Source organism: Pseudonocardia charpentierae, assembly GCF_031845345.1.
Lineage (GTDB): Bacteria > Actinomycetota > Actinomycetes > Mycobacteriales > Pseudonocardiaceae > Pseudonocardia > Pseudonocardia charpentierae.
In genome coordinates this window covers 1-23,632 of the sequence record NZ_JAVREJ010000027.1, presented here as the reverse complement: position 1 = coordinate 23,632, position 23,632 = coordinate 1, and the positions used below count along the sequence as shown (strand labels likewise).

The 23,632-nt window shown below is 71.5% G+C and carries 22 protein-coding genes, 1 tRNA gene and 1 pseudogene; 9 read left to right on the top strand and 15 right to left on the bottom strand.

All coding sequences use genetic code 11. The features are described 5' to 3' along the window. Positions 1–5 precede the first annotated feature (5 nt). Positions 6–1,664 carry a choline dehydrogenase gene (gene betA, locus RM445_RS27060; RefSeq protein ID WP_311559692.1) on the bottom strand — a complete coding sequence of 553 codons (1,659 nt, stop codon included), beginning with the start codon at positions 1,662–1,664 and terminating at the stop codon, positions 6–8. 208 nt (positions 1,665–1,872) lie between these two features. Here betA and RM445_RS27055 point away from each other — a divergent pair, with 208 nt between their 5' ends. Beyond that, a complete protein-coding gene (locus RM445_RS27055) occupies positions 1,873–2,037 on the top strand; it encodes a MerR family transcriptional regulator (protein ID WP_311559691.1) in 165 nt (54 codons plus the stop codon). 3 nt (positions 2,038–2,040) lie between these two features. On the opposite strand, the gene RM445_RS27050 is transcribed toward RM445_RS27055, so the two are convergent. After that, positions 2,041–3,075 carry an isopenicillin N synthase family dioxygenase gene (locus RM445_RS27050; RefSeq protein WP_311559690.1) on the bottom strand — a complete coding sequence of 345 codons (1,035 nt, stop codon included), beginning with the start codon at positions 3,073–3,075 and terminating at the stop codon, positions 2,041–2,043. Between the two features lie 53 nt (positions 3,076–3,128). Here RM445_RS27050 and ligD point away from each other — a divergent pair, with 53 nt between their 5' ends. Further along, positions 3,129–4,772, top strand: coding sequence for a non-homologous end-joining DNA ligase LigD (gene ligD / locus RM445_RS27045; protein ID WP_311559689.1), 1,644 nt, complete (start codon positions 3,129–3,131; stop codon positions 4,770–4,772). Between the two features lie 11 nt (positions 4,773–4,783). Here the strand turns inward: ligD and RM445_RS27040 are convergent, their stop codons facing one another. The 3 genes from RM445_RS27040 to RM445_RS27030 all read right to left on the bottom strand — a co-directional run bounded on the left by RM445_RS27040 (position 4,784) and on the right by RM445_RS27030 (position 7,528). Then, complete coding sequence (locus RM445_RS27040; RefSeq protein WP_311559688.1) at positions 4,784–6,697, bottom strand: ABC transporter ATP-binding protein; 1,914 nt, start codon at positions 6,695–6,697, stop codon at positions 4,784–4,786. 84 nt (positions 6,698–6,781) lie between these two features. Continuing rightward, on the bottom strand, positions 6,782–6,982 hold the full coding sequence (locus RM445_RS27035) for a hypothetical protein (RefSeq protein WP_311559687.1): 201 nt from the start codon (positions 6,980–6,982) through the stop codon (positions 6,782–6,784). A 198-nt stretch (positions 6,983–7,180) separates the two neighbouring features. Continuing rightward, positions 7,181–7,528, bottom strand: coding sequence for a DUF3140 domain-containing protein (locus tag RM445_RS27030; RefSeq protein ID WP_311559686.1), 348 nt, complete (start codon positions 7,526–7,528; stop codon positions 7,181–7,183). Positions 7,529–7,633: 105 nt separating this feature from the next. On the opposite strand from RM445_RS27030, the gene RM445_RS27025 reads away from it, so the two are divergent. The 3 genes from RM445_RS27025 (at position 7,634) to RM445_RS27015 (ending at position 10,048) form a co-directional block, all read left to right on the top strand. Next, positions 7,634–8,638, top strand: a complete 1,005-nt coding sequence (locus RM445_RS27025) for a TIGR03557 family F420-dependent LLM class oxidoreductase (RefSeq protein ID WP_311559685.1) — start codon at positions 7,634–7,636, stop codon at positions 8,636–8,638. A 76-nt stretch (positions 8,639–8,714) separates the two neighbouring features. Beyond that, entirely contained in the window at positions 8,715–9,281 is a 567-nt protein-coding gene (locus tag RM445_RS27020; protein ID WP_311559684.1) for an HdeD family acid-resistance protein, read from the top strand. 44 nt (positions 9,282–9,325) lie between these two features. Next, positions 9,326–10,048, top strand: coding sequence for a GNAT family N-acetyltransferase (locus RM445_RS27015; RefSeq protein ID WP_311559683.1), 723 nt, complete (start codon positions 9,326–9,328; stop codon positions 10,046–10,048). A 32-nt stretch (positions 10,049–10,080) separates the two neighbouring features. On the opposite strand, the gene RM445_RS27010 is transcribed toward RM445_RS27015, so the two are convergent. From RM445_RS27010 to RM445_RS26990, 5 genes are all read right to left on the bottom strand, one after another. Then, positions 10,081–12,042, bottom strand: a complete 1,962-nt coding sequence (locus RM445_RS27010) for an ABC transporter ATP-binding protein (RefSeq protein WP_311559682.1) — start codon at positions 12,040–12,042, stop codon at positions 10,081–10,083. Positions 12,043–12,132: 90 nt separating this feature from the next. Then, complete coding sequence (locus RM445_RS27005; protein WP_311559681.1) at positions 12,133–12,303, bottom strand: hypothetical protein; 171 nt, start codon at positions 12,301–12,303, stop codon at positions 12,133–12,135. A 131-nt stretch (positions 12,304–12,434) separates the two neighbouring features. Further along, positions 12,435–12,725 (bottom strand): hypothetical protein, encoded by a 291-nt coding sequence (locus RM445_RS27000; protein WP_311559680.1) that lies wholly within the window; start codon positions 12,723–12,725, stop codon positions 12,435–12,437. A 67-nt stretch (positions 12,726–12,792) separates the two neighbouring features. Then, on the bottom strand, positions 12,793–14,487 hold the full coding sequence (locus RM445_RS26995; RefSeq protein WP_311559679.1) for an alkaline phosphatase D family protein: 1,695 nt from the start codon (positions 14,485–14,487) through the stop codon (positions 12,793–12,795). A 22-nt stretch (positions 14,488–14,509) separates the two neighbouring features. Then, on the bottom strand, positions 14,510–15,481 hold the full coding sequence (locus RM445_RS26990; RefSeq protein WP_311559678.1) for an ROK family protein: 972 nt from the start codon (positions 15,479–15,481) through the stop codon (positions 14,510–14,512). Between the two features lie 58 nt (positions 15,482–15,539). On the opposite strand from RM445_RS26990, the gene RM445_RS26985 reads away from it, so the two are divergent. Then, positions 15,540–16,793 carry a DoxX family protein gene (locus tag RM445_RS26985; protein WP_311559677.1) on the top strand — a complete coding sequence of 418 codons (1,254 nt, stop codon included), beginning with the start codon at positions 15,540–15,542 and terminating at the stop codon, positions 16,791–16,793. A 61-nt stretch (positions 16,794–16,854) separates the two neighbouring features. Here RM445_RS26985 and RM445_RS26980 read toward each other — a convergent pair whose 3' ends face one another. Both RM445_RS26980 and RM445_RS26975 read right to left on the bottom strand, forming a co-directional pair. Then, positions 16,855–18,036: a glycosyltransferase 87 family protein gene (locus RM445_RS26980; protein WP_311559676.1), complete on the bottom strand. Its 1,182-nt coding sequence runs from the start codon at positions 18,034–18,036 to the stop codon at positions 16,855–16,857. Between the two features lie 65 nt (positions 18,037–18,101). After that, positions 18,102–19,184, bottom strand: coding sequence for an NAD-dependent epimerase/dehydratase family protein (locus RM445_RS26975; protein WP_311559675.1), 1,083 nt, complete (start codon positions 19,182–19,184; stop codon positions 18,102–18,104). A gap of 126 nt (positions 19,185–19,310) precedes the next feature. On the opposite strand from RM445_RS26975, the gene RM445_RS26970 reads away from it, so the two are divergent. Then, a tRNA-Ile gene (locus RM445_RS26970) sits at positions 19,311–19,385 on the top strand. Between the two features lie 11 nt (positions 19,386–19,396). Here the strand turns inward: RM445_RS26970 and RM445_RS26965 are convergent. Both RM445_RS26965 and RM445_RS26960 read right to left on the bottom strand, forming a co-directional pair. Continuing rightward, positions 19,397–19,579: pseudogene (locus RM445_RS26965) on the bottom strand (DUF2252 family protein); the annotation flags it as partial. A 567-nt stretch (positions 19,580–20,146) separates the two neighbouring features. Beyond that, positions 20,147–20,638 carry a hypothetical protein gene (locus tag RM445_RS26960; RefSeq protein ID WP_311559674.1) on the bottom strand — a complete coding sequence of 164 codons (492 nt, stop codon included), beginning with the start codon at positions 20,636–20,638 and terminating at the stop codon, positions 20,147–20,149. A gap of 118 nt (positions 20,639–20,756) precedes the next feature. Between RM445_RS26960 and RM445_RS26955 the strand changes: the two genes are divergently transcribed. Both RM445_RS26955 and RM445_RS26950 read left to right on the top strand, forming a co-directional pair. Next, positions 20,757–21,260 carry a glycosyltransferase gene (locus RM445_RS26955; RefSeq protein ID WP_311559673.1) on the top strand — a complete coding sequence of 168 codons (504 nt, stop codon included), beginning with the start codon at positions 20,757–20,759 and terminating at the stop codon, positions 21,258–21,260. A 652-nt stretch (positions 21,261–21,912) separates the two neighbouring features. Further along, on the top strand, positions 21,913–22,434 hold the full coding sequence (locus tag RM445_RS26950; protein ID WP_311559672.1) for a hypothetical protein: 522 nt from the start codon (positions 21,913–21,915) through the stop codon (positions 22,432–22,434). 101 nt (positions 22,435–22,535) lie between these two features. Here the strand turns inward: RM445_RS26950 and RM445_RS26945 are convergent, their stop codons facing one another. Beyond that, the gene (locus tag RM445_RS26945; RefSeq protein ID WP_311559671.1) at positions 22,536–22,916 is read right to left on the bottom strand and encodes a VOC family protein; all 381 of its coding nucleotides are present in this window, start codon (positions 22,914–22,916) and stop codon (positions 22,536–22,538) included. Positions 22,917–23,632 lie beyond the last annotated feature (716 nt).

Here is a 23,632-nt window from a genome sequence, read left to right as displayed (position 1 = left end):
TCTGGTCAGCCCGCCCGGTGCCGGTAGAACTCGGCCTTCACCGGCGGCAGGGGCGTGTTGCCCAGGATGATGTCGGCCGCCTTCTCGGCCACCATCATCACCGGCGCGTAGATGTTGCCGTTGGTCACGTACGGCATCACCGACGCGTCGACCACCCGCAGGCCGCTCGTGCCGTGCACCTGCATCGTGAGCGGGTCGACGACCGACATCGGGCCGGTGCCCATCGCGGCCGTGCAGCTGGGGTGCAGGGCGGTCTCCGCGTCGCGGGCCACCCACTCGAGGATCTGCTCGTCGGACTCGACCTGCGGGCCGGGGGAGACCTCGCCGGCGTCGAACGCCCGCAGGGCGGGCTGCTCGAGGATCTTGCGGGCCACGTGGAGCGCCTCGACCCACTCGCGGCGGTCCTGGTCGGTCGACAGGTAGTTGAACCGCAGGGCGGGATGCTTGCGCGGGTCCGTGCTGGTGATCGTGCAGGTGCCGCGGGAGTCGGAGTACATCGGGCCGATGTGCACCTGGTAGCCGTGCCCGCCTGCGGGCGCCGTGCCGTCGTAGCGCACCGCGATCGGCAGGAAGTGGAACATCAGGTTCGGGTAGTCCACGTCGTCGTTGCTGCGGGCGAAGCCGCCCGCCTCGAAGTGGTTCGTGGTGCCGGGCCCGTTGCGCAGGAAGAGCCAGCGCGCGCCGACCCCCGGGTAGTGCCGCAGCTTGAGGTAGGGCTGCATCGAGACGGGCTGCGTGCACTCGTGCTGCACGTAGACCTCCAGGTGGTCCTGGAGGTTCTCGCCGACGCCGGGCAGGCCGGCGACCACCGGGATGCCCAGCCCGCGCAGCAGCCCGGGATCGCCCACGCCCGACAGCTGCAGCACCTGCGGCGTGTTGATCGCCCCGCCGCACAGGACGACCTCGCCGGCGTCCACCCGCCGGACCGACCTGCCCCAGTGCGAGTACTCGACCCCGACCGCGCGGGTCCCGTCGAATGCCACCTTCGTCACCAGGGCACCCGTGCGGACGTCGAGGTTCGGCCGCGACATCACGGGGTGCAGGTACGCGCGGGCCGCCGACAGCCGCCGCCCGCGGTGGACGTTGCGGTCGAACTTGGCGAAGCCCTCCTGCCGGTACCCGTTGACGTCGTCGGTGAGCGGGTAGCCCGCCTCCTGCACCGCCTGGAGGAAGGCGCCGAACAGCGGGTTCGTCGCCGGGCCGCGCTCGAGGACGAGCGGGCCGCTGTGCCCGCGGAACGGGTCGTCGGGCTCCGCGGCCAGGCAGGTCTCCATGCGCATGAAGTAGGGCAGGCAGTGGGCGTAGTCCCAGGTGTCCATCCCGGGGTCGGCGGCCCACCGCTCGTAGTCCAGCGGGTTGCCCCGCTGGAAGATCATCCCGTTGATGCTGCTGGAGCCGCCCAGCACCTTGCCCCGGGCGTGCGCGATCCGCCTGCCGCCCATGTGCGGCTCCGGCTCGGACTCGTAGCGCCAGTCGTAGAACCGGCTGCCGCTGGGGAACGTCAGCGCGGCTGGCATGTGGACGAACACGTCCCACGGGTAGTCGCTGCGGCCCGCTTCCAGCACCAGCACCCGGGTGGAGGGGTCGGCCGACAGTCGGTTGGCCAGCGCGCAGCCGGCCGAACCGCCTCCGACGATGACGACGTCGTAACCGTCGCGAGCCATGCCGCGCTCCTGTGCGTCGAGTGATGATCCGCGATCACTGCCGCGAAGGTCACTCGTACCGGCCCGGCCTTCCCGCGTCAAGCACGGGGCCGATCCGCGGCTGCGCTTGACCTGAAGCGCGCTCCAGCACCGACGCTGGGTACATGACAGGTGCACAGGTCGTCCTCGGGGCGATGAACTACGGACCACGGTCGACGAGCGACGGGCCGTGGAACTGCTCGACACCTTCGTCGAGCACGGCGGTACGTGGACCGCGGACGACCGGGTGGCGTTCCTGGGCAGGCGGCGCGAGGAGATGCTCGATCGCCTCCAGCGCACCCGGGCGGCGCTGCAGGTGCTCGACGACAAGATCGCGTACTACTCGCGCGACTGACGCTCATGTGGCTGCTCGGACCCGGGCGGCGTCCCGCTCGGCCGACACGTTGCGCACTCCCGCCCGCGATCCCGCGAGCTTCGCCGTCAGGTGCTCGCCGACCGTGATCGGCGGGTAGGTCGGCGCCTCGCCGGGCGCGAGGCACGTCGGGATGGTCTCGATGAGCGCGTCGAGGTCGCCGTCGTGGAAGAACGCCGCCGACCGGCGCCGCTCGATCCGCCCGTCGACCACGGGCGGCTTGACCCGGTGCAACGTCGAGAGCCACCGCTCGTTCGTCCAGCGGGCGGTGAGGTCGCCGAGGTTGACCAACAGCGCGCCCGGGTCCGGCATGACGTCGTGCCAGGCAAGGTCGCCGCCGAGCACCTGCAGGCCTGCCACCCGGTCGGCCCACAGCACGGTGACGATGCCGTAGTCGGTGTGCTCGCCCATGCCGGTCAGGTCGCCGTCGAGGTCGATCTGCCCGGGCGGCAGCGCGTAGTTGTTCATCCGCAGGACGTCGATCGAGTGCCCGGTGAACCGGTCGAAGAAGCCGGCGGGCAGGCCGAGTGCGTCCGCGAACACCGCGGTCAGGGTCCGGGCCACGCGGGCGGCCTCGTGGAAGTAGGCCAATACCGCATCCTGGAACCCGGGCACGTCCGGCCACGTGTTCTCCGCGTAGTCCGGCTGCGGCAGGTCGAGACCGGGGAACCAGGATGCCGCCGCGCCCACGTTGAACGCCTCGAAGAAGTCGTTCATCCGCGTCGCCGACTCCACGCCGAGGCTCAGGCTCAGCGACTCGCTCTTCGGCGGCGAGTACCCGCGGTTGACCTCGGGCGGCGTCCGGTACCGGCTCTTGACGTCCAGCGGCCGCTCGAACAGCCCGTCCATCGCCGTGGCGAGCCCGTCGGTGATCCCGGCAGCCACGCCGTGCCCCACGATCTGCACGAACCCGACCGTCCGGCACGCAGCGTCCATCTCGGCTGCCGTGCGGGCGCGGGCCTCGGTGGTCCCGTCGGTGACGTAGGGGGCGATGTCGACGACGGGCACGGCGAAGGTCATGCGCCCATCCTGCGCCGGGCGGGGTGGCGCCGGGTCAGGCCTCGGTGAACTACATGGGTGTCGTCGTCATGGGGTACTCACTCTGCGTGCCGAGTCGCGCCGGGGACGAGCTCGCCCAGGAGAAGCTGACCCAGTACCGCGCCATGCGCGACTTCGACGTCACCGCCGAGCCGGCCGGCGGAAGCCCTGCCGCAGGAGGCGGCCACTTCGTCGTCCAGCGCCATCGCGCGCGGCGCCTGCACTACGACTTCCGGCTGGAGGTCGACGGCGTGCTGGCCAGCTGGGCCGTCCCGCGCGGGCCGTCGCTCGATCCGGCCGCCCGCCAGCTGGCCGTGCACGTCGAGGACCATCCGCTCGAGTACGCGGGGTTCGAGGGCGTCATCCCACGCGGCCAGTACGGCGGCGGCGACGTGATCGTCTGGGACCGCGGGACGTGGACGCCCGCGCACACGGACGACCCGGCCGCCGCCATCGCCGCAGGCGAGCTGCACTTCGACCTGGTGGGGGAGAAGCTGGCCGGCCGGTTCGCGCTGATCCGCCGCAACCGGAAGGACTCGTCGAAGGAGCAGTGGCTGCTCGTCCACAAGAATGACGAGCACGCACGGCACGGCTGGAGCGCCGACGACCACCCGCGCTCCGTGCTCAGCGGACGGACGAACGACGAGGTCGCCGCCGCCCCGGACGCGCTGTGGCAGAGCGGCGTCCCCGCTGCCGAGGCCGAGGTGCGGCTGGGCCGGGGCGGCTCCTGGGAGCCGCCGACCGACGACGAGCTCGCCGCTCTCGACGCCATGCGTCGCAACGGCCCGTGGACGGTGGCGGGCCACGACGTCAAGCTCACCAACCTGGACAAGGTGCTGTTCCCCGGCCGCTACGGAGAGCCGCCGGTCACCAAGCGCGAGATCGTGCGCCACTACGCGACCATCGCCCCGTTGCTCCTGCCCTACCTGGCCGGTCGCCCCGTGAACCTGCACCGCTACCCGGACGGCGTCGAGCGTCCCGGGTTCTGGCAGCAGGAGCTTCCCGCCGGGGCGCCGGAGTGGGTGACGCGCTGGCACGACCCGGAGGCGGGGCCGGACGACGCCGACTGCCGCGTGGTGGCCGACAGCGTGCCGACCCTGGCGTGGCTGGCGAACCTCGGCGCCGTCGAGCTGCACCCGTGGACCGGGCGGTTGCCCGAGGCCCGGCGCCCGACCTGGGCGCTGATCGACATCGACCCGGGTACCCGGACGTCGTTCGACGAGATCCTGGTCCTGGCCCGGCTGTTCCGCACCGCGCTGCAGCACCTCGGCGTCGAAGGCGGCCCGAAGGTGACCGGCCAGCGCGGCGTGCAGATCTGGGTGCCGGTCAGGGCCGGTTACACCTACGCGGACACCCGCGGCTGGGTCGAGAAGGTCTCGCGGGCCGTAGGTGCGACCGTGCCCGAGCTGGTCAGCTGGGAATGGACCAAGGACCGCCGGGGTGGCCGCGCCCGGCTCGACTACACGCAGAACATCGTCTACAAGACGCTGGTGGCGCCGTGGAGCGTGCGGCCGCGGGCAGGGGCGCCGGTGTCGGTGCCGATTACGTGGGACGAGCTGGACGACCCCGACCTGGCGGCGGACCGCTGGACCGTCAGGGACGTCCCGGCCCGGGTGCGCGAGGCGGGCGACCCCCTCGCCCCGTTGATCGGGCGCACCCAGGAGTTACCTGCCCTCTGACGCCCCGGCGGTCATGCGGTGACCCTCTGACCGGGACGCGGGTGCGGGACGTGGCGGCCGGTCCGGGGCGGACGTGCGGCCGTCCCCGGGTGATGCAGCCGGTGCAGCTGTGCGTACGCCGGGCAGCTCGTGAGCAGCTCGGGGTGGGTGCCGGCGGCCGCGATCCGTCCCTTCTCCAGGAACAGGATCTGGTCGGCGTCCGTCACCGTCAGCAGGTTGTGGCTGATGATCAACGACGTGCGCCCGGCGATCAGCCGTCGCAGCGGCGTGAGGACGCGCTCGGTGGAGCCCGCGTCGAGGCCGGTCGTCGGCTCGTCGAGCAGCAACACGGGGGCGTTGCGGATCATCGCTCGGGCGATTGCGAGGCGTTGCCGCTGGCCGCCCGACAGCATCCGGCCCCGCTGACCGATGCGGGTGTCGTAGCCGTCCGGCAGTGCGCAGATGAACTCGTGGGCGTCGGCGGCGACCGCCGCGGCGACGATCTCGCGCTCGCGGGCCTCGGGCCGACCCCAGACGAGGTTGTCGCGGATGGTGCCGTCGAAGACCAGCGTCTCCTGCAGCACGGCGGCGAGGTTGCGGCGCAGGTCGTGGAGCGTCATCTCGCGCAGGTCCACCCCGTCGAGCGTGATCCGCCCGCGGTCGGGGTCGTAGAAGCGCAGCAGCAGCTTCGTCAACGTCGTCTTGCCCGCTCCGCTGGCGCCGACCACGGCGAGCTTCTGGCCCGGTTCGACGGAGAACCGGAGGTCGGCCAGCGACGGCGCGTCGACGCCGGGATAGGTGAACGAGACTCCGTCGAGATGCACGGCCCCGCGGGCGCGCCCGAACGGGCGTGGGGTCACCGGGTCGGTCACCGACGGCTTCTCGTCGAGGATCTCGATGATCCGCTCGGCGCCGGCACTGGCGGCGTACGCGGTGTTGGCCAGGCCACCGAGCGCCCGGATGGGCCCGTAGAGCTGCGCGAGGTAGGCCATGAACACCAGCAGGTCGCCGAGGGTCATCTCGTCCGAGGCGAGCTGCCAGATCCCCAAACCGACGACCAGGAGTACGGCCCCGGTCTCGAGCAGGTCGATGAACGGGCCGAAGGTCGCCCGTAGCCGCGTGGCCATCATCTGGGCGGCGAACGCGCCGAGGTTCTCCTTGTGGAAGCGCCGGGTCTCGGCGTCCTGGCGGTCGTAGGCCTGGACGAGCGCGGCGTTGCTCAGGCTCTCTTCGGCGACGGCCGAGATCGTGCCGGTGCGGCGGCGCTTCTCGCGCGACGCCGCCTTGATGCGCGTGGAGAAACGGCGGGACACGACGGCGAAGAGCGGGGCCGCGATCAGCGACGCGAGCGCGAGTTTCCAGTTCAGGTAGAACAGCAGGCCGCCGAATATCGCAATCTTCAGGCTGTGCGCGATGAGTTGCATGACGCCGGACAGCACGAGTTGCTCGATGGCGTTGACGTCGCCGGAGAGTCGCGACATGAGATCGCCGAGTTGGCGGCGTTCGAAGAATCCGAGCGACATGCGGTGCAGGTGCCCGAAAAGAGTTGTTCGCAGGTTGAGGACGAACCGTTCTCCGACCCACGTGCACAGATAGTCGTCGACAAAGGACAGGAGTCCACCCAGGACGGCGATCCCGATGTAGGCCGCGGCGATCATGGGGAAGAGCGCGAAATCGCGCGGCGTGAGCACGTCGTCGACGAGGATCTTGAAGATCCAGATACCGGCCGCGTCCATCGCCGGGCCGACGGCGACGAATCCCAGGCACACCGCGAGCCGAAACCGGAAGGGCTTGGTCAACGGCCAGAAGCGGGCGAAGACCTGCCGGACGGTGAGCTGAGGAGCGTCGGAGACCAACGACGCCTGCGTCTCGGTGAGGAGCGCGGCACGGGCGCGACCGCGAGGGGCGCGGTGGCGGGGGGTCCTGCGCGGACTGGTGAGAGTCATGGCCTCGGCGTCGTCGGTAGAAGGGTGGTGACCCGGCGACGGCCCTATTCAGAGAAGCAAACAGGGCCGTCGCCACCGGTGGGCTCAGTCGTCGCAGCGGCCCTTGCCGCCCTTGCCACCCCTGCCGTGCCCGCGGTTTCCGCCGCGAGACCCGCCGCGGTAGCCGCGCTCCTGCTCCCACTCACTGCTGCTGGAATTGTCGACGTTGAAGTGGTCGACCCGGCCCCGGTTGTCGGTCTGAGCGCTGAGAATTCCGATGTTGCTGAGGTTGATGAAATCGCCCATTTAAGGACTCCTCGTCTTGGTTCCCGTGGCGCGCCGTTGCGCACCTCGTATCCCGTACAAGGAGTGAGGACGGAGAAGGATGTGCCCCCGAAACGGATGTCACCCGATCGGGGGACGGAACGAGGAAAGTGCGGGTAGTTTCTGCCCGCAGTACGACTTCTTGCCCGGTCGAGGGAACTCGAAAGAGTGGGACAGCCGTCAGTCGACCGGCTTCAGCGGGTCGTGACCCATCGACATCAGCCGGTACCGCCAGTGCGCCTCGCCCGCCGTCGGCTCCAGGTCGTCGCGGCGCTGCTCGGTGATCCGCCGCACGACGTTCCGCATCACCCGCTCGTCGTCCTTGGTGAGGTCCGTGCGGCGCTTGCCCAGGATGTGCAGGACCTCCTGCCCGGTGGGCGATCCGATGCCACCCTGTGTGCCCGGCTCGACCGCGCCGTCCTCGTCCACCGAGCGGGTCACCAGCCAGTCGCGCAGCTCATGGGAGGTCATGTTCACCACGCGGTGGAACTCGTTCCACAGCTCGTCGTCCACGTGTTCGACTGCCATGCGAGCGGGCTACCCGCGCCGCCCGGCGCCGAATCCGCGACTGATCGTCACCCGACGGGGTACAGGCCGATCGACAGTGGCAGGAGTGGAAGAGGGGTCAGCGGGATGGTCGCCTTCGGGTACACGTTGATGTGCGAGCAGCGGGGCCCGCGCGAGCTCGTCTCCGACGCCGTCGCCGCCGAGCAGGCCGGCTTCGACTTCGAGGTCATCAGCGACCACTACTTTCCGTGGCTCGACGCCCAGGGCCACGCGCCCAACGCCTGGGCCGTGCTCGGTGCGGTCGCCGGGGCGACCCAGCGCGTGCCGCTGATGACTTACGTGACCTGCCCGATCATGCGGTACCACCCGGCCGTCGTCGCCCAGCAGGCGGCGACGGTGGCACTGCTGGCCGGCGACGGCCGCTTCGTGCTCGGGCTGGGTGCGGGGGAGAACCTCAACGAGCACGTGGTCGGTCGCGGCTGGCCACCCGCGAACGTGCGCCACGAGATGCTCACCGAGGCCGTCGAGATCATCTCGAAGCTGTTCGGCGGCGGGTACGTCAGCACGAACGGGCAGCACTACCGCGTCGACTCCGCGAAGCTGTGGGACCTGCCGGAGAGCCGGGTGCCGCTCGCGGTGGCCGTGTCGGGCAAGCAGTCGATCGAGACGTTCGCCCCGCTCGTCGACGCGATGGTGGCCACCGAGCCCGAGTCGTCGCTCGTGACGGCCTTCGACGACGCGGCAGGCGCGGTACTGCCGAAGATCGGGCAGCAACCGATCTCGTGGGGCCCGGACCGCGACGCGGCCGTGCAGACCGCGCACGAGCAGTTCCGGTGGTTCGCGGGCGGGTGGAAGGTCAACGCCGAGCTGCCGGGCACCGCCGGGTTCGCCGCCGCGACGCAGTTCGTGCGGCCCGACGACGTCGCCGAGGCGATCACCTGCGGGCCGGACGTCGCCGCGCACGTCGAGGCCGTCCGGCCCTTCGTCGACGCCGGGTTCACGCACGTGGCGCTGGTGCAGATCGGGGGCCAGACCCAGGCCGAGTTCGTGTCCTTCGCCGCCAGGGAGCTGCTGCCCGCGCTGCGCGAGGAGTACGGCAAGGTCGACGACGTCGCCGTCCGTCCGCGGTAGACGGAGTTCCCGAGATCGTGACCTGAGTGCGACCACACGGGTCTAGCGTCGGCACCTTCCGAAGAAGGAGCTGGACATGACCTCGATCGACGCGGGCCGTGCCGTCAAGGCGCTCTGGTGGCTGGTGCTGATCCGGGGCGTGCTGGCCGTCGTGTTCGGCCTGTACGCGCTGTTCTCACCTGAGGCCGCGTTGCTGGCCCTGGTGTTCGTCTACGGGTTCTACGCGATCATGGACGGGGTGGCGGCGCTCGCCGTCGGCTTCCGGCATCGCCGCACCTCCCACTGGGGCTGGCACGTCGCGCAGGGCGTCGTGTCGCTGGTCGCCGGCCTCATCGCGTTGTTCTGGCCCGGGCCGACGATCTTCGCGCTCGTCCTGATCATCGCGGTGTGGAGCATCGTGCTCGGCGTATCGCAGATCATCGAGGCCTTCACCGCACGGAAGCACGGCTCGTCGTCGTGGGTGTGGCTGCTCGTCGGCGGGATCGTCGCGATCGTCTTCGGCATCACCCTCCTCGCCTCGCCTGCTGCCGGTGCGCTGACGCTCCTGTGGGTGATCGGGCTGTTCGCGCTGGTGTTCGGTGTGGTCTACATCGTGTGGGCGTTCCGGCTGCGGCAGGCGGTGGACGCGATCAACACCCTCTGACCGTCGGTGGGAAGGCCTGCGCACCCCTCGGAGTTGCCGAGGACGTGGCTCATCCCCTCGACAACCCCCTGTGGACGGCGCTCACCGGCCCCCAGGCGGATCTCGCCGTCCGTCACGGCGGCGCGGCGCGGTTCCCCGGCGACGTCTCGCCGTTCGCCGCCGTCGCCGGCCCCGGCTCGCCGTGGGACGACCTCGCCACTCTGACGGAAGACGGCGACACGGTCGTCGTGCCCGACGCCCCCGAGGTGCTGCCTGCCGGCTGGGAGCTGATGGAGGCGATCCCGGGCGTCCAGATGGACGGGTCCGGGCTCGACGTCGCCGGAGACCCGGAGGCCGTCCGGCTCGGCCCGGCCGACGTCCCCGAGATGCTCGACCTCGTCGCCCGCACCCGGCCGGGCCCGTTCCTGCCCCGCACGATCACGCTCGGGGCCTACCTGGGCATCCGTCGCGGTGGCGCGCTCGTCGCGATGGCGGGGGAGCGGATGCGCCCGCCGGGGTGGAGCGAGATCAGTGCGGTGTGCACCGACCCCGGGTACCGCGGGGAGGGCCTCGCGGGTCGGTTGGTGCGGGCGGTCGGGGAGGTGGTCCGGGAGCGCGGCGACGTGCCGTTCCTGCATGCGGCGGCCGACAACGTGTCCGGGATCCGGCTCTACGAGCACCTCGGCTTCACCCTGCGGCGCAAGATCCTCTTCGGGGCGCTGCGCCCGGCTGGACGTGGGCGCTCAGGTTCGCAGCATGGTGGCCATGCTGCGGTCGGAGCGCAGTAAAGCCACCATGCTGCGAAACACGCCGCCCCTGCTCACGCCGGATCCGGCCCGTGTGGCCGCGTCTTCACCGTGTCAACTTCCGTCAGACCAAGCGGCGCCCGGTGTGGCGTCACGTGCGGGCCCGGGCGGAACGCCGGCCGCGGCGCGACCGGCCCCTGGTGCATCCGGTAGAGGTGCGCGTAGCCCGGCGACGCCGACAGCAGTTCGCGGTGGGTGCCCGCGGCGGTGATGCGGCCCTTCTCCAGGTAGAGGATCTGGTCGGCGTCGGTCACCGTCAGCAGGTTGTGGCTGATGATCAGCGACGTGCGGCCCGCCATCAGCCGGCGCAGGGGATCGAGCACGCGCTCGGTGGACTCGGCGTCGAGGCCGGTCGTCGGCTCGTCGAGCAGCAGCACCGGCGCGTTCCGGATCATCGCCCGGGCGATGGCCAGCCGCTGACGCTGCCCGCCCGACAGCATCCGGCCCCGCTGACCGACGCGGGTGTCGTAGCCGTCGGGCAGTGCGCTGATGAACCCGTGCGCGTCCGCTGCGACCGCCGCGGCCACGACGTCGCGCTCACGGGCCTCGGGCCGGCCCCACGTGATGTTGTCGCGCACCGTGCCGTCGAAGACCAGCGTCTCCTGCAGCACGGCGGCGAGGTTGCGGCGCAGGTCGCTGAGTGCGAGTTCGCGCAGGTCCACGCCGTCAAGCATGATCCGCCCGCGGTCGGGGTCGTAGAAGCGCAGCAGCAGCTTGGTCAGCGTCGTCTTGCCCGCCCCGCTCGCCCCGACGACGGCCAGCCTCCGCCCCGGGGCGATCGTGAACCGCACGTCGGTCAGCGACGGCGCGTCGCCGCCGGGGTAGGTGAACGTGACGTTGTCGAAGCTCAGCCCGCCGTGCGCCCGGCCGAAGGAACGCGGTCTCGACGGGTCGGTCACCGACGGCTTCTCGTCGAGGATCTCGATGATCCGCTCGGCGCCGGCACTGGCGGCGTAGGCGGTGTTGGCGAGACCGCCCAACGCCCGGATCGGGCGGTAGAGCTGTGCCAGGTAGGCCATGAACACCAGCAGACCGCCGAGGGTCATCGCCCCCGACGCGAGCTGCCAGATGCCGATCGCGATCACCAGCAGTACGGCGGCGATCTGGAGCAGGTCGATGAAGGGCCCGAACGTCGCCCGGAGCCGCGTGGCGACCATCTGCGCGGCGAAGGCGCCGAGGTTCTCGGTGTGGAAGCGCGCGGTCTCCGACGCCTGGCGGTCGTAGGCCTGCACGAGCGCAGCGTTGCTCAGGCTCTCCTCGGCGACGGCCGAGATCGTGCCGGTGCGCCGGCGCTTCTCGCGCGACGCCGCCTTGATGCGGGTGGAGAAGTAGCGCGACGCCAGCGCGAACAGCGGCGCGGCGATCAGCGAGGCGAGCGCGAGCTTCCAGTTCAGGTAGAACAGCAGTCCGCCGAAGATCAGGATCTTGAGGCCGTGGGCGACCACCTGCATCACCCCGGACAGCACCAGCTGCTCGATCGCGTTCACGTCGCCGGCGAGCCGCGACATCAGGTCGCCGAGCTGGCGGCGCTCGAAGAACCCGAGCGACATGCGATGCAGGTGGCCGAACAGAGTCGTTCGCAGGGTGAGGACGAACCGTTCGCCGACCCAGGTGCACAGGTAGTCGTCGACGAACGACAGCAGGCCCCCGAGCACCGCGATGCCGATGTAGGCGGCGGCCACCAGCGGGAACAGTGAGAAGTCGTGCGGGGTGAGCACGTCGTCGATGAGGATCTTGAAGACCCAGATGCCCGCCGCGTCGATCATCGGACCGACCGCGACGAACACCAGGCACGCGGTGAGCCGGAGCCGGAACGGCCGGGTCAGCGGCCAGAAGCGGGCGAAGACCTGCCGGACGCTGAGCTGGGGAGCGGCGTCGACCAGCAAGGTGCGTGACTCGCCGGCGAGCGCGGCGCGGCCGGCCTGTCCGCGGGGTGCGCGGTGCCGCGCGGTGCTGGGGGAGCGTCTTGGCGTCATCGGACTGGCCGGGGCCGGAGCCCGGATCGGACGAAGCCCCGTCCGCAGACGGCGGACGGGGCGACACCCACCGGAAACGCTTCCGGCGCTCTACTCGCTCTCGCCGCCCTGGTCACTGCCGACCTGCCCGCGGTGGCCGCGGGCGGTACTCCACGCGTCGCCGAGCGACTCGTCGCCGGCCTCGGCGCCGCCGGTCTGCTGGCCGGCGCGGGCGAGGCCGAAGATGGTGCCCAGAACGCTGCCGATGCCGCCCTCACCCATGGAAGCTCCTTCGTTCCGTTCCTCGCGGTGCGTGGACACGCATCGCGTATTCGGTACAAGGAGCCGACAGGCTTTCGGGTGCGGGTCCCGATCGGTTGCCACCGGATCGGGGGAAGTTCGGCGCGTCGCGCTCAGGCGGCCTGCTGCTCGGCGGGCAGCGACACCGCCCGGTCCACGGACGCCGCCACCGTCAGCGTGACCGCGGCGGGCTCGGCGCCGCGGCGCAGGGCCCGCCGACGGCTGATCGCCTGGCCGACCGACGTGCCGACGACGCCGAGCACGGCCAGCGCCGCACCGGTGGCGGCGATCGTGGTGGCAGCGGCGGTGGGCTCGAGAAGTACGAGAACGAACGCCACCGGCGGCCACCACAGCAGCGCGCGGAGGGGCGCAGGGACGGTCCAGTTGAGGGGCTCCGAGACCATGCCCTATCGCTACCCACCCTGGGCGACGCTCACTCTGCTCGGGGACGACCGATCGATGACGGCCCGGTTACATCCGTGCCTTGAGGGCGGCACGGCCGATGGTCGCGTCGTCGCGCGGACCGTCGGCCAGCACCAGCCGGGCGACCTCCCGCACCGACCCCGCCGACCGGGGTTGCAGGAACGTCACCTCGGCGTGCCGGCCGTCGAGATCGAGCATGGCGACCGTGTTGCCGAACAGCGGTCCGACGAGCTTGTGCCACGACACCTCGACCGGCGGCACCCCGGCCTGCTCGGCCCACCGCCGCGTCGCGCGGGCGATCCTCCGCGACCAGCCGAGGCGGAAGCCCGGCTGGATGAACCAGTCGACGACGTTGTGCACCGGGGAACAGGTCAACTGGTGGACGGCCGCGGCTCCCGATCCCGGGTCGTCGTCGGGACCCGGCAGGTCGACCTGTGCCGCGTAGCTGTGGTGGACGTCGCCGGAGAGCACGCTGATGCTCGCCGGTGCGTCGGGTCCGGTCGCCGCCCCCGTGACCATGCGGGTGAACCGGTCGAACGACGACCGGAACGCCTGCCAGTGCTCCAGGTCTCCGACCTGCCGGATCCTCTCGCCGAGCCGGCCCCGCCAACCCGGCCGGGCGGCGGCGAGCTGGTTGATGCTCTGCAGGTCGCCGATCGCGTGCGGCAGCAACCACGGCAGCGACGTGCCGAGCACGAGGTGGTCGACGGTCCCGGCGGACCGGTCGCGCACCTGATCCTCGATCCACCGGAACTCCGACTCACCGAGCATGAGGTGTGCGTCGTCCTCCAGGATGCGCCCGTTGCGTGAGTCGATCATCACGAACCGGGAGGCGCCGAGGTCCCAGCGGAAGCTGAACCGGACGCCCTTGCTCCCGTCGGTCTCGGCGTCGGCCCGGTCCGCGAGAGCGGCCAGCAGCGGCCAGGTGTCGCCTTCGGCGGCGACCACCTCCTGGTAGTCGGGGTCGGCCGCGAGCTCGTCGGCGGGGAGGTTGCCGATGTGCTGGTAGACCCAGTACGACACGAGGGCCGACCGGATCCGCTCCGGCCACCAGGGCTTCTCCGCCATCTCCCTGCGCCAGACCGCCGAGGTGTTCCAGTCGTCGCGCACGTCGTGGTCGTCGAAGATCATTCCGGTGGGTACGCACGAGAGCAGCCAGCGCACCTCCGGGTCGCTCCACGAGTCGCGGTAGAGACCGACGTACTCGTCGAACCCGACGATCTCGTCGTCCGGCCACTCCGGGTGCCGGTCGCGGCGGCCGGCGATGCGGCGTCGGTTCTGCGGTGTCAGCTCGTCCGCGTAGACCTGGTCGCCGAGCAGCAGGAGCGCGTCGGGCCACTCCTCCCGGGGCTGCCGGGCGGTCCGCGCCGCGAAGGCGTCGAGCGCGTCGATGCCGAGCTTGGCCGCGACCTTCGGGTTGACGACCTTCGCGTAGCGGCACGAGCCGAAGACGATCCGGTGCCGCCGGGCCGACGCGGGGCCGCGGGTGCGCAGGCTGCTCGGCGGCAGCGGCGACACCGGTGGTGGCCACACCACCTCGCCGTCGACGGCGACGTCGTAGGGGTAGGTGGTGTCCGGGTCCAGGCCGGTGACGCTCACCAGGCCGTAGTGATGACCCGCGACGTCGAACGTGCGGGTGGAGCAGCCGAGCACGGTGATGGTCGCGGGCCGCTCGACCTGCACCCAGACGGCTGCGGTCGTGTCGCCGACATGGCGCAGGACCGGCCCGAGGACCAGGGACATCCGTCCAGCCTAATGATCGGGCTCAGGTACTGCTGGGCTTGCGGTCGGTGTGCTCCAGGGCCAGCAGTCCGGCGCCGATCATCCCGGCCTCGCTGCCGAACGTCGCCGGGGTCACCGGCGGCACGCCGCGGGCCTCGGGCGCGTAGGCGTACTCCCGCGCGGCCGCGCGGACCGGCGTGAGCAGCAGGTCCCCGGTGCGGACCACGCCCCCGCCGATGACCACCGCCTCCAGCTCAAAGATCGTCGCCAGCGAGGCGATGCCGATGCCGAGCCAACGGCCGAGGCGGTTGAAGATGTCCAGGGCCGTCGGGTCGTCCTGCTGGGCGGCGGTGGTGACCGTGTGCCCGGTGACGGCGCCCTCGGAGCGGCCGATCCGGGCGATCACGCCGTCCGGATCCGCGGCGGCCGCCTCGCGCCCCATCCGCGACAGCGCGCTGCCCGACGCCACGGCCTCCAGACACCCGTGGTTCCCGCACCCGCACCGGGGCCCGAGCGGGTCCACGATCATGTGCCCGAGCTCGGCGCCCATGCCCGTCGGCCCGCGGTAGATCTCGCCGTCCAGCACGAGCCCGCCGCCGATCCCGGTGCCCACGGTGACGAACAGCATCTGACGGTGGGGGATCGTGCCCAGCCGGGCCTCGGCGAACCCGGCGACGTTCGCGTCGTTGTCGACGACGGCGGGCAGCCCCGTCTCGCGCTCCAGCTCGTCGCGGATGTCCCAGTCGCGGTAGGCGTTGTTCGGCGCCCACAGCATCCGCCCCTCCGGCCAGCGGACGATGCCGGCCGCGCCGACGCCCACGGCTGCGATGTCACGGCCCTCCCGCAGCCGCGCCACGAGGTCGAGCAGGATCGACGCGATCACGATGGCCCCCGAGCGCGGGGGAGTGGGCGCCTGCAGTTCCGCGTACACCCGGCCGGTGCGGTCGACGACCCCGCCCGCGATCTTCGTGCCTCCGATGTCGAGGCCGATGGCCAGCTGTGCGTCGGTGCTCACGCCAGCATGATGCCGACCTCGCGCGTTTGCCACCACCGCCGTACGGGAACCGCACGTCATGCTCCTTCGCCGAGTGGCGCGGCCGATGCTGGCCGCCATCTTCATCCAGGGCGGAATCGCCGCCCTGAAGTCCCCGCAGGGCCACGTCCAGGCAGCGAAGCCCGTCCTCGACGCCGTCACGCCCGTTCTCGAGAAGGCCACCGACGCCGCGGCCCCCACGATCGACAAGGCGGCCGAGGCCGCCCCGGTCGAGGTCCCGCGCGCGACCAGTGAGTGGCTGGACGACGAAACCCTTGTCAAGATCGACGGCGGGGTGAAGGTCGTCGCCGGCACGATGCTGGCACTGGGGAAGTTCCCCCGGCTCGCCTCCACCGCGCTGGCCGCCTCCATCATCCCGACGACGCTGGCCGGCCACCGCTTCTGGGAGGAGACGGACCCGGACGCCAAGCAGGCGCAGCAGATCCACTTCTTCAAGAACGTGGGCCTGCTCGGCGGTCTGCTCATCGCGGCGGCCGACACCGAGGGCAAGCCCTCGCTCGGCTGGCGCGGCCGGAAGGCCGCCAAGCTCGCCGCGGCCGCCGTCGCGACCCAGGCGGCGTCCGTGTCGGACACGGTCGACGACGTCTCGGGCAAGGTCTCGGAGGCGGTCTCCGACCTGTCCGGCAAGGTGAGCGGTGCGGCCGAGGACGTGTCCGGCCGCATCACCGGTGCCGCGCACGACGCGTCGGGCACCGTCGCGGGCCTCGCAGCCGGTGCCGCCGGGCTGCTCCCGGCCGCCGCCGCGAGCTCGCGGGCGTCGAAGACGTCGGACGAGCTGTCGAAGAAGGCGCAGCGCGCGGCCAAGCGGCTGGCGTCGTCCGACGTGTCCGGCGAGGTGTCGAAGCGGGCTGCCCTGGCCTCCTCGACCGCGTCCGGCGTGGCGGGCGACCTCGCCACCTCGGCCTCCGCGCTGGTCAGCGACCTGTCGGCGGCAGCGGCCAAGGTCGCGTCCCGTGCCGAGAAGCGTGGCGCCGCGCTGCAGCAGACCGCCGAGAAGCGGGCCCGCAAGCTCCGCAAGCAGGCGGACAAGCGCAGCCGGCGGCTGCAGAAGCAGGCGACCAAGCGCGGCGACACGCTCACCAAGCGGGCCGAGCGCAAGCGCGCCGAGCTGCAGAAGAAGGCTCCGGCCTTCCTGGACCAGGTGGCCACTCAGGCCACCAAGCTCGGCCACGACGTCGCCGTCCGGGCCTCCGCCGTGGGTGCCGAGGTCGCGCACCAGGCCGAGGGCGTCGCGAAGGACACGCGCAAGCGCGTGGCGGTCCTCTCGCGCTGACACAGGGCTCGTACATAGGTACAGGGGCCGGCACACAGGTAGTGACCTGTGTGCCGGCCCCTCATCTGTTGTGCGGGTGGTCGCGCACCACGATCCAGCCCGCGATCGCCACCGTCACCACGACCGCCACCAGGTAGACGTCGGGTTGCAGGGAGATCAGCCCGGTGCTCGGGATCGGGCCGACGCCCGGTCCGGGTAGCCGGGTCACCCAGGCCAGCGTGACCACCAGGACCCCGCCCAGCCCGGCGGCCGCGCATCGGCCGCCGAGCCATGCCCCGTGCGCGAGCAGAACGACCAGCGGACCGAACCAGACGAAGTGGTGCGACCACGCGAACGGTGCGACCGCCGCCGACAACAGTCCGCACACCGTCACTCCGAGCAGCGGCCGGCCTCGCCGGTGGGCGAGCACGGCGACGACGAGCCCGGCCACACCCAGCACAGCGGTCGCCGCGAGCCCGACCCACCCGGGCGCGCCTGCCCGCGCAAGCAGGCCGTCGAGCGAGTGGTTCGTCGTCGACGCGACGGGCGAGATCCGGTCGGCGGCGGCGAACGTGCCCTGCAGCCAGTACCTGACCGACTCCGCCGGCGCGACGAGGAACCCGACGCCCACGGCGGCCGCGAACGTCGCCATCGCCGTGACGGCGGCCCTGATCCGGCCGGTCAGCAGCAGGTAGACGACGAACACGAGCGGCGTCAGCTTCACCGCCGCCGCGAGCCCCACCCCCACCCCGCGCCACCGCGCCGGCCGCCCGGTGACGTCCGCGAGCACCACGGCGAGCAGGACGACGTTGATCTGGCCGAGGTAGAAGGTCGTTCTGATCGGATCCAGCGCGAGCAGCACCACCACGAGCAACGCGGTAACGGCCGGGCCGGCCCGCATCCCGACCAGCGCCGCGGACCGGCGCACGACGAACACGACCAGCGCCACGCCCACGACCGTCCAGCCGAACTTGAGCACCGGCAGCGGCAGCACGGTCAGCGGCACGAAGACGATCGCGGCGAAGGGCGGGTAGACGAACGGCAGGTCGAGCAGCACACCGCCGCCGTAGAGCGGCGTCCCGGCGAGCAGGTGCTCGCCGCCAGCCCGGTAGACCTGCAGGTCGATCATCAACAGGTGCGCCGCCGGCCAGAGCGCCAGCACCACGGCCTGCGCGAGCAGCAGCGCCGCGACGACCGGCCACACCCACTGCGGCGTCCTGGTCCGCTCCTGCGTCGCCGTCACGCCCTCGCCGACCACATGCACGTCGAAACGGTAGCCGGACGACGCTTACAGCCCGGCAGGACCGTGGCGGCGTGCGAAGAGGTCGATCAGGGCAGGCGTCGGGAGCCGACCGGCCCTCGCGTGAACAGCGCCGTGAGCTCCCCGGCCACGGTGCGCGGACGCAGCGCAGGGCTCGGCGCGGCAGCGGCGTCGGCCATCCCGCCGACCACCTCCGCGAGCGCGGCCTCGGCGGAGACGGCCGGGGTCCAGTCGAGTTCGCGACGGGCGCGCGTGGTGTCGAGCAGTGGCGTGGCGAAAGCGAGGTCGACCCAACCGGGATCGAGGGGCTGCAGGCGTGCGTACCAGGCCAGCGCGGCGGCCGTGCGCAGGATCGGACGCGGCAGGTCCACCGGACGGGCGTGCAGGACGCGGGCGATGACCTCGCGGGTGACCGGAGGGTCCGCGGCGAGGTTGAACGGGCCGGTCGCCCGTCGCTCGAGCACCCGGGCGACCGCGTCGGCGACGTCGTCGGTGTGCACGACCTGCACGACCAGGCCGCGGTCCAGGGGGAGCAACGGCAGGTGGCGCAGCAGCGCCGAGGGGAGGTAGGCGGGCACGCCGTAGCGCAACAGTGCGCTGCCGCTGTCCCGCTGCACGATCAACCCGGGACGCATCCGCGCGACCGCAGGCCCCTGCGGGTGATCGCGCTCGAGGGCGTCGAGCATCCGTTCGGCGGCGACCTTGTGACGGCTGTAGGCGAGGGTCGGGACGCCTTCCGTGGGCCAGGACTCGTCGACCCTCGCCTGGTCCGCACCGCCGGTGTCCGGGCCGGGGGAGTAGGCGCCCAGCGACGACATGTGCACCAGGTGGGCCACCCCCGCCCGCTGCGCGGCGTCGACGACGGCCCGGGTGCCGTGGACGTCGACGCGTTCCAGGTACGCCACGTCGTGCGACGGCTGGAACCCCCAGGCCAGGTGCACGACGGCGTCGGCGCCGCGGAAGACGTCGGTCAACTCGCGCTCGGCGCTGTCCACGGCGAGATCGAGGGGGTGCCAGGTCGCGACGTCGTACGGCGGCACAGGACCGGGAGGTCGCCGACAGACACCGACGAGGTCGTGGCCCGCACCGGTCAAGCGGCGCAGGAGGGCTGTACCGACGTTGCCGCTGGCTCCGGTGATGACGATCCGCACGCTGTCCGAATGCCCCACCGGGCCGTTCGCAATCCCCCGCGAGACCTGGCATGACCGGACGTAACAGTTCCACGGCCCGCCTGGTTGCCGTGCGGGGCAGCAGGGACCGGTAGCCTCCGCCCCGACGGGGCGGTAGCTCAGTTGGTCAGAGCAGCGGACTCATAATCCGTCAGGTCGTGGGTTCGAGCCCCACCCGCCCCACCGATTTAGCAGCCGAAGTTCTCCGCGTGCAGGTCCCCCTGAATCCACACCCGCCGGGTCCGCTCGTCCACCCACGGATCCTCCAGCCGGACCACATCCGCATAGAAGAGGCAGTCACTGCCCCGGTAGAACGCGAACGGATCCGCCGCCATCTTCCGGAACTTGGCCCGGAACGCCGCCGGATCAGCAGCCATCAGATCGGCGAACGGCCTCGTCCGCACAGTGACCGACAAGGCCCGCAAACGGACCGGCGAGCGGCAGGCGCGGTTGTACTTGTCGCTGTGATCGGTTGACGCCAGGAAACCCCAATTACCGGAGTCGACGAGAAGGCCGGACCGAAAGCTCGTGCAGCGCTGGCCCGGCCAGGCCCTTCATCCAGTCTCGCAGCCGTCGCGCCGCCTTCACCACGCTGCGGGTCTACGCGGCGTGGCTGGCCGAGGCGGACCAACGGGCGCCCGCTAGCCTCGCCGCCCGAATGCCGGTGCGTCCGCAGCCTCGTCAACGCCGGCCGAGCGTGCGCCGACCCGGCCGGCGACTCCGCGCGAGCACCTCGCCGTCGTGAGGCGCGACCGGATCGTTCATGGAGAGTTCGCTGCAGTCCCCGCGCCACGCTCAGCGCATGGGGTGGCCCACACACGCTGCGGGTCCTGCACCTGACCGAACGCGATGTTGCCGCTGGCGGTCCCTTCGCTGGTCTCGTACCGCTGATGCAACAGGCCTCGCCATGAGTCGGTGCCGGTGGCGAGGCCCGCCGCAGTTGACTACGGCGTGTTGGCGCGGTCGCTGTCCGGCGACCCGAAGTACGCCGCGTGGGACTTCAGCTCGACCACTCGGGGAGCTCCGGTGACCCGGGTCAGATCTTCGCGGGCGGCCTGCTCGTCCCGGTATGGGCCGAGCGCGACGGGGCGACCGCTCACTTCGGTGAGGATGACGCAGCGGCCGGCGACCCGCTTCTCGCGGACCTCCCGGGCCTTCTTCGGTGCCTCCTTGCGGAGCTTGTTCGCCAAAGCGGCCGCGCCCGCTATCAGCGCTGCGGCTGTGACCTTGCCGCCGCTACCGGACTCGGTGCCCTCTCCGGTGCGTCGTGGCGCCGACTCCGGGGAGGCCGTCGGCGCGGGGGAAACCACGGACCTGCTGGCCGGTGCTGCTGTAGGGCCGGTACTGACCGGTTGGGTGTTCCGCGCGGCCATGGTGGGCTCGGCGTTGGGCCGGTCGTCGTATGCCGGATTGTGGGGATCTCGGGGCACTGTCATCGTGCAACTCCTTCATCGACGGGTGATACGGGTTGGAGGGGCCGGTCGCGTCAGCTGTTGCTACCGGGGTTTCGCCGGGCGAGTTCCCGCACTACCCGCGTTTCGCCAGCTATAACCCGTGAGCCTGGATTTGCCGTTGGAATTGCTAATGATTGAACGCTACATTGGGCGCAACTACTCACGGCCGCCGCGTCGTCGGTTGCCGTTCGACAATTCGAACCCGGTGTCGTGCGCGGGGCTGGCGCCGGTCGTGGCGCAGCACACCGCCGCGCAGGACGAGCGGGATGAAAGAGTAACAGCGCGCTCGAGACGGCGTGCCTGGTCACACGGGCCGTTCGCAGAGTGGCGCCCATCCGGCACCACACACGCCGTGATTCGGGCCGACGTCGTCTCGATCGCCGTGCCGTTCCTGGCCGATCAGCCGTTTTGGGGTGCGTTGTTGCACCGCCGCGGCCTCGGCGCCGCCCCTGTCCGGGTCCGGCGGTTGACCGCAGACCGACTCGTTGCCGCGCTGGCCACCCTGCCCGGCGACACACGAGTGAAGCAGGCTGCACAGGCGATGAGAGCCGAGGACGGCTGCGCGTCCGCGCTCGACCTACTGGAGCACCTTCCACCCCGCTGACGTGGCAGGCGTGCCGCTCAGGTCGCGGGGTAGGACACCGACGCATGGGCGGGGCCTACACGCCGCCGCGCCGCCACCAGTGCCTACCTTGGGCGAGCCGCCGAAGCGGGACGTGGGCGCATCGTCGCCCAGATCTACCGCAACCGCCGGCTCGTTTACGGCGGCGGCGTCGACCGCACCGGCCTCACCGTCTACCCGATCGGCGTCCGGCTCCCGACCGGCTGGACGTTCGACTCGGACGCGCCTCCGGAGGCCCCCGGCGATCCAGTGGAGCGTGGCAACTGGGCCGGACTTCCATGGTTCCGACCGAAGACTGCGATCGATCCCGTGCTGATCGAGAAGCCCATCCACATACCGCCACGGCCCCGCTGCGTCCCAAGCCCTCCAGACGCCCATACCTGACAGCAACCATCCTTGCTGTCGGTCGACGTACCGAGCCGGTCGCGACGGCAACACGAGACCCGCGTAGACCTCAGCGGTTCACACACCCAACCGTCGATCCGCGATGAAAGCCCGGGCCGGCGTCACCGGGCACGACGGACGCGGGTACGCCGTCGTTCGTGCGGCCCGACCCGAGATGCGCACTTTCCCGCATCGTGCCGCGTGGGACCATGCCACCAGGCCCGGACCAACGATGTCCACGGAGGCCGCCATGGCCCGTTACCTCGTCGTCGCCCACGAGACGGTGACCAGCCCCGAGCTGCTGAAGGCGGTGCGCGGCGTCCGGGACCAGGACGCTGAGGCGGAGTTCGTCCTGCTCGTCCCGGCGACCCCGGTCCGGCATCTGCTGTTCCGCAAGGGCGACGAGCACGACGCCGAGGTCACCGCCCGCAAGCGCGGCGAGCGGGCCACCGCGGTGTTCACAAGAGGGGCGTGCCGCTCAGCGACGTGCGCGTTGGCGCGGCCGACCCGGCGGAGGCGATCGACCAGGAGGTCGCGACGCGTCCAGGCTACGCCGGGTTCGTCATCTCCACGCTGCCGGCGGAGAAGTCCCGGTGGCTGCGGCTGGATCTGCCCCGCAGGGTCGGGGCGAAACACGGGCTGCCGGTGCACCACGTTGTCGCCGAAGCACCGCCTGACGTGGGGCCATGGCTCTGAGATGGTCCAGCACGACCAGCTCGCCCCCTTGATGGACGACCAGGGCGTGGTCTTCGCCTACCCGGCCAGCCCGTGACAGCGCGGCAACAAAACTCCAGCAGCTCCCTCGCGAGTGCTCCGGCGGCTGGCGCTCACACGGCAGTACCGGGCTGAGGCTGATCCGCGTGTGCCCCTCGGTCAGGCGTTCTCCCACAGACCGAGCGCGTTGCCCTCGGGATCGGTGAAGTAGGCGAACGCCCCCATGCCGGGGATCTCGGTGCGCGGCCGGAGCACGCGGCCGCCGGCCGCTTCGATCTCCTTCAACGCGTCGTCGACGGAGTTGACGTCGATCGTCAGGACCGGCACGGACGGTGCCTCTGCGCTGCGCCGGTACATCCCACCGTTGATTGCGCCCGGCTCGGACGGGAGCTGGGTCTGCTCGTCCACCGGCGTCGTCTTGACGACCGTGTAGTCCATCTCGGGCATGTCGGCCAGCTCCCAGCCGAAGACCGAGCCGTAGAACTCCTTCGCCCGCTCGAGGTCGTCGGCCGGGATCTCGAAGTGCACCACCTTGCGCATCGTGGCCCCTCTCGGTTCGTGGGAGACCCTTCTACTCGTGGGACGAGCGTCGTGCCAGCCCGTTCAGCGAGCGAGTAGGAATCCGACCCGGGCGGCACGTCACGTCAGCGGCCTGCGATGAACACGCCCTACCCCAACGCGACCTCGACGCGCTGCGCGATGTCGACGACGCCTCAAGCTGACTCGACACAGAGTTGTGCCGGCAAGTCGCACTGCGTCGCGATGGCGCGTGGCCGGGCACCGTGCAAGCCCGGAGGTGCGAAAGCGGCGACCCCGGCGGCGGTGCTGCTCGCCGAGTTGGCCATGCCCCAGGTCGTCGAAGCTAAGTCCGGCGCGACGTCGACGGCTCGAACCTCTTCGTGACACGGTTCGTGACACGAAGCAGCGGCGACCGAAGAGGTTCCTGCACGCTGCCGCGACGGCACGTGGGACCAGCGATGCTGGTAGAGGCAGATGTCAACGAGGACGAGCCGCCTTACACCCGAGCGGTCGCAGGTTCGAAACTAGGCCGCATCCTTCTCGTCGTCAGGACTCCGACACGTTTGGGCGAGGCCCCTTGCCGGGGGCTCCGCCCGTCTGGTTTTCCTGAGGTCGCGTCCCGGCTGGTGGTGTAAGTCCGGGGCCTGTCCCGGCGTGCCTGAGCACGTGGGAGGGGCCACCGCGTGAGTCTCTGCGTGAACCGACCAAGGATCTCGTAGAGAGGTGCCACGCGATGG

What these genes read in the sequence shown, in the direction of transcription:
- RM445_RS27050 (WP_311559690.1), bottom strand. Translation starts at nt 3,075, where the DNA reads ATGACCTTCGCCGTGCCCGTCGTCGACATCGCCCCCTACGTCACCGAC.
- ligD (WP_311559689.1), top strand. Translation starts at nt 3,129, where the DNA reads ATGGGTGTCGTCGTCATGGGGTACTCACTCTGCGTGCCGAGTCGCGCC.
- RM445_RS27000 (WP_311559680.1), bottom strand. Translation starts at nt 12,725, where the DNA reads ATGGTCTCGGAGCCCCTCAACTGGACCGTCCCTGCGCCCCTCCGCGCG.
- RM445_RS27040 (WP_311559688.1), bottom strand. Translation starts at nt 6,697, where the DNA reads ATGACTCTCACCAGTCCGCGCAGGACCCCCCGCCACCGCGCCCCTCGC.
- RM445_RS27030 (WP_311559686.1), bottom strand. Translation starts at nt 7,528, where the DNA reads ATGGCAGTCGAACACGTGGACGACGAGCTGTGGAACGAGTTCCACCGC.
- RM445_RS27010 (WP_311559682.1), bottom strand. Translation starts at nt 12,042, where the DNA reads ATGACGCCAAGACGCTCCCCCAGCACCGCGCGGCACCGCGCACCCCGC.
- RM445_RS27020 (WP_311559684.1), top strand. Translation starts at nt 8,715, where the DNA reads ATGACCTCGATCGACGCGGGCCGTGCCGTCAAGGCGCTCTGGTGGCTG.
- betA (WP_311559692.1), bottom strand. Translation starts at nt 1,664, where the DNA reads ATGGCTCGCGACGGTTACGACGTCGTCATCGTCGGAGGCGGTTCGGCC.
- RM445_RS26945 (WP_311559671.1), bottom strand. Translation starts at nt 22,916, where the DNA reads ATGCGCAAGGTGGTGCACTTCGAGATCCCGGCCGACGACCTCGAGCGG.
- RM445_RS27025 (WP_311559685.1), top strand. Translation starts at nt 7,634, where the DNA reads ATGGTCGCCTTCGGGTACACGTTGATGTGCGAGCAGCGGGGCCCGCGC.
- RM445_RS26985 (WP_311559677.1), top strand. Translation starts at nt 15,540, where the DNA reads ATGCTCCTTCGCCGAGTGGCGCGGCCGATGCTGGCCGCCATCTTCATC.
- RM445_RS27005 (WP_311559681.1), bottom strand. Translation starts at nt 12,303, where the DNA reads ATGGGTGAGGGCGGCATCGGCAGCGTTCTGGGCACCATCTTCGGCCTC.
- RM445_RS26950 (WP_311559672.1), top strand. Translation starts at nt 21,913, where the DNA reads ATGGCCCGTTACCTCGTCGTCGCCCACGAGACGGTGACCAGCCCCGAG.
- RM445_RS27035 (WP_311559687.1), bottom strand. Translation starts at nt 6,982, where the DNA reads ATGGGCGATTTCATCAACCTCAGCAACATCGGAATTCTCAGCGCTCAG.
- RM445_RS26960 (WP_311559674.1), bottom strand. Translation starts at nt 20,638, where the DNA reads ATGACAGTGCCCCGAGATCCCCACAATCCGGCATACGACGACCGGCCC.
- RM445_RS26995 (WP_311559679.1), bottom strand. Translation starts at nt 14,487, where the DNA reads ATGTCCCTGGTCCTCGGGCCGGTCCTGCGCCATGTCGGCGACACGACC.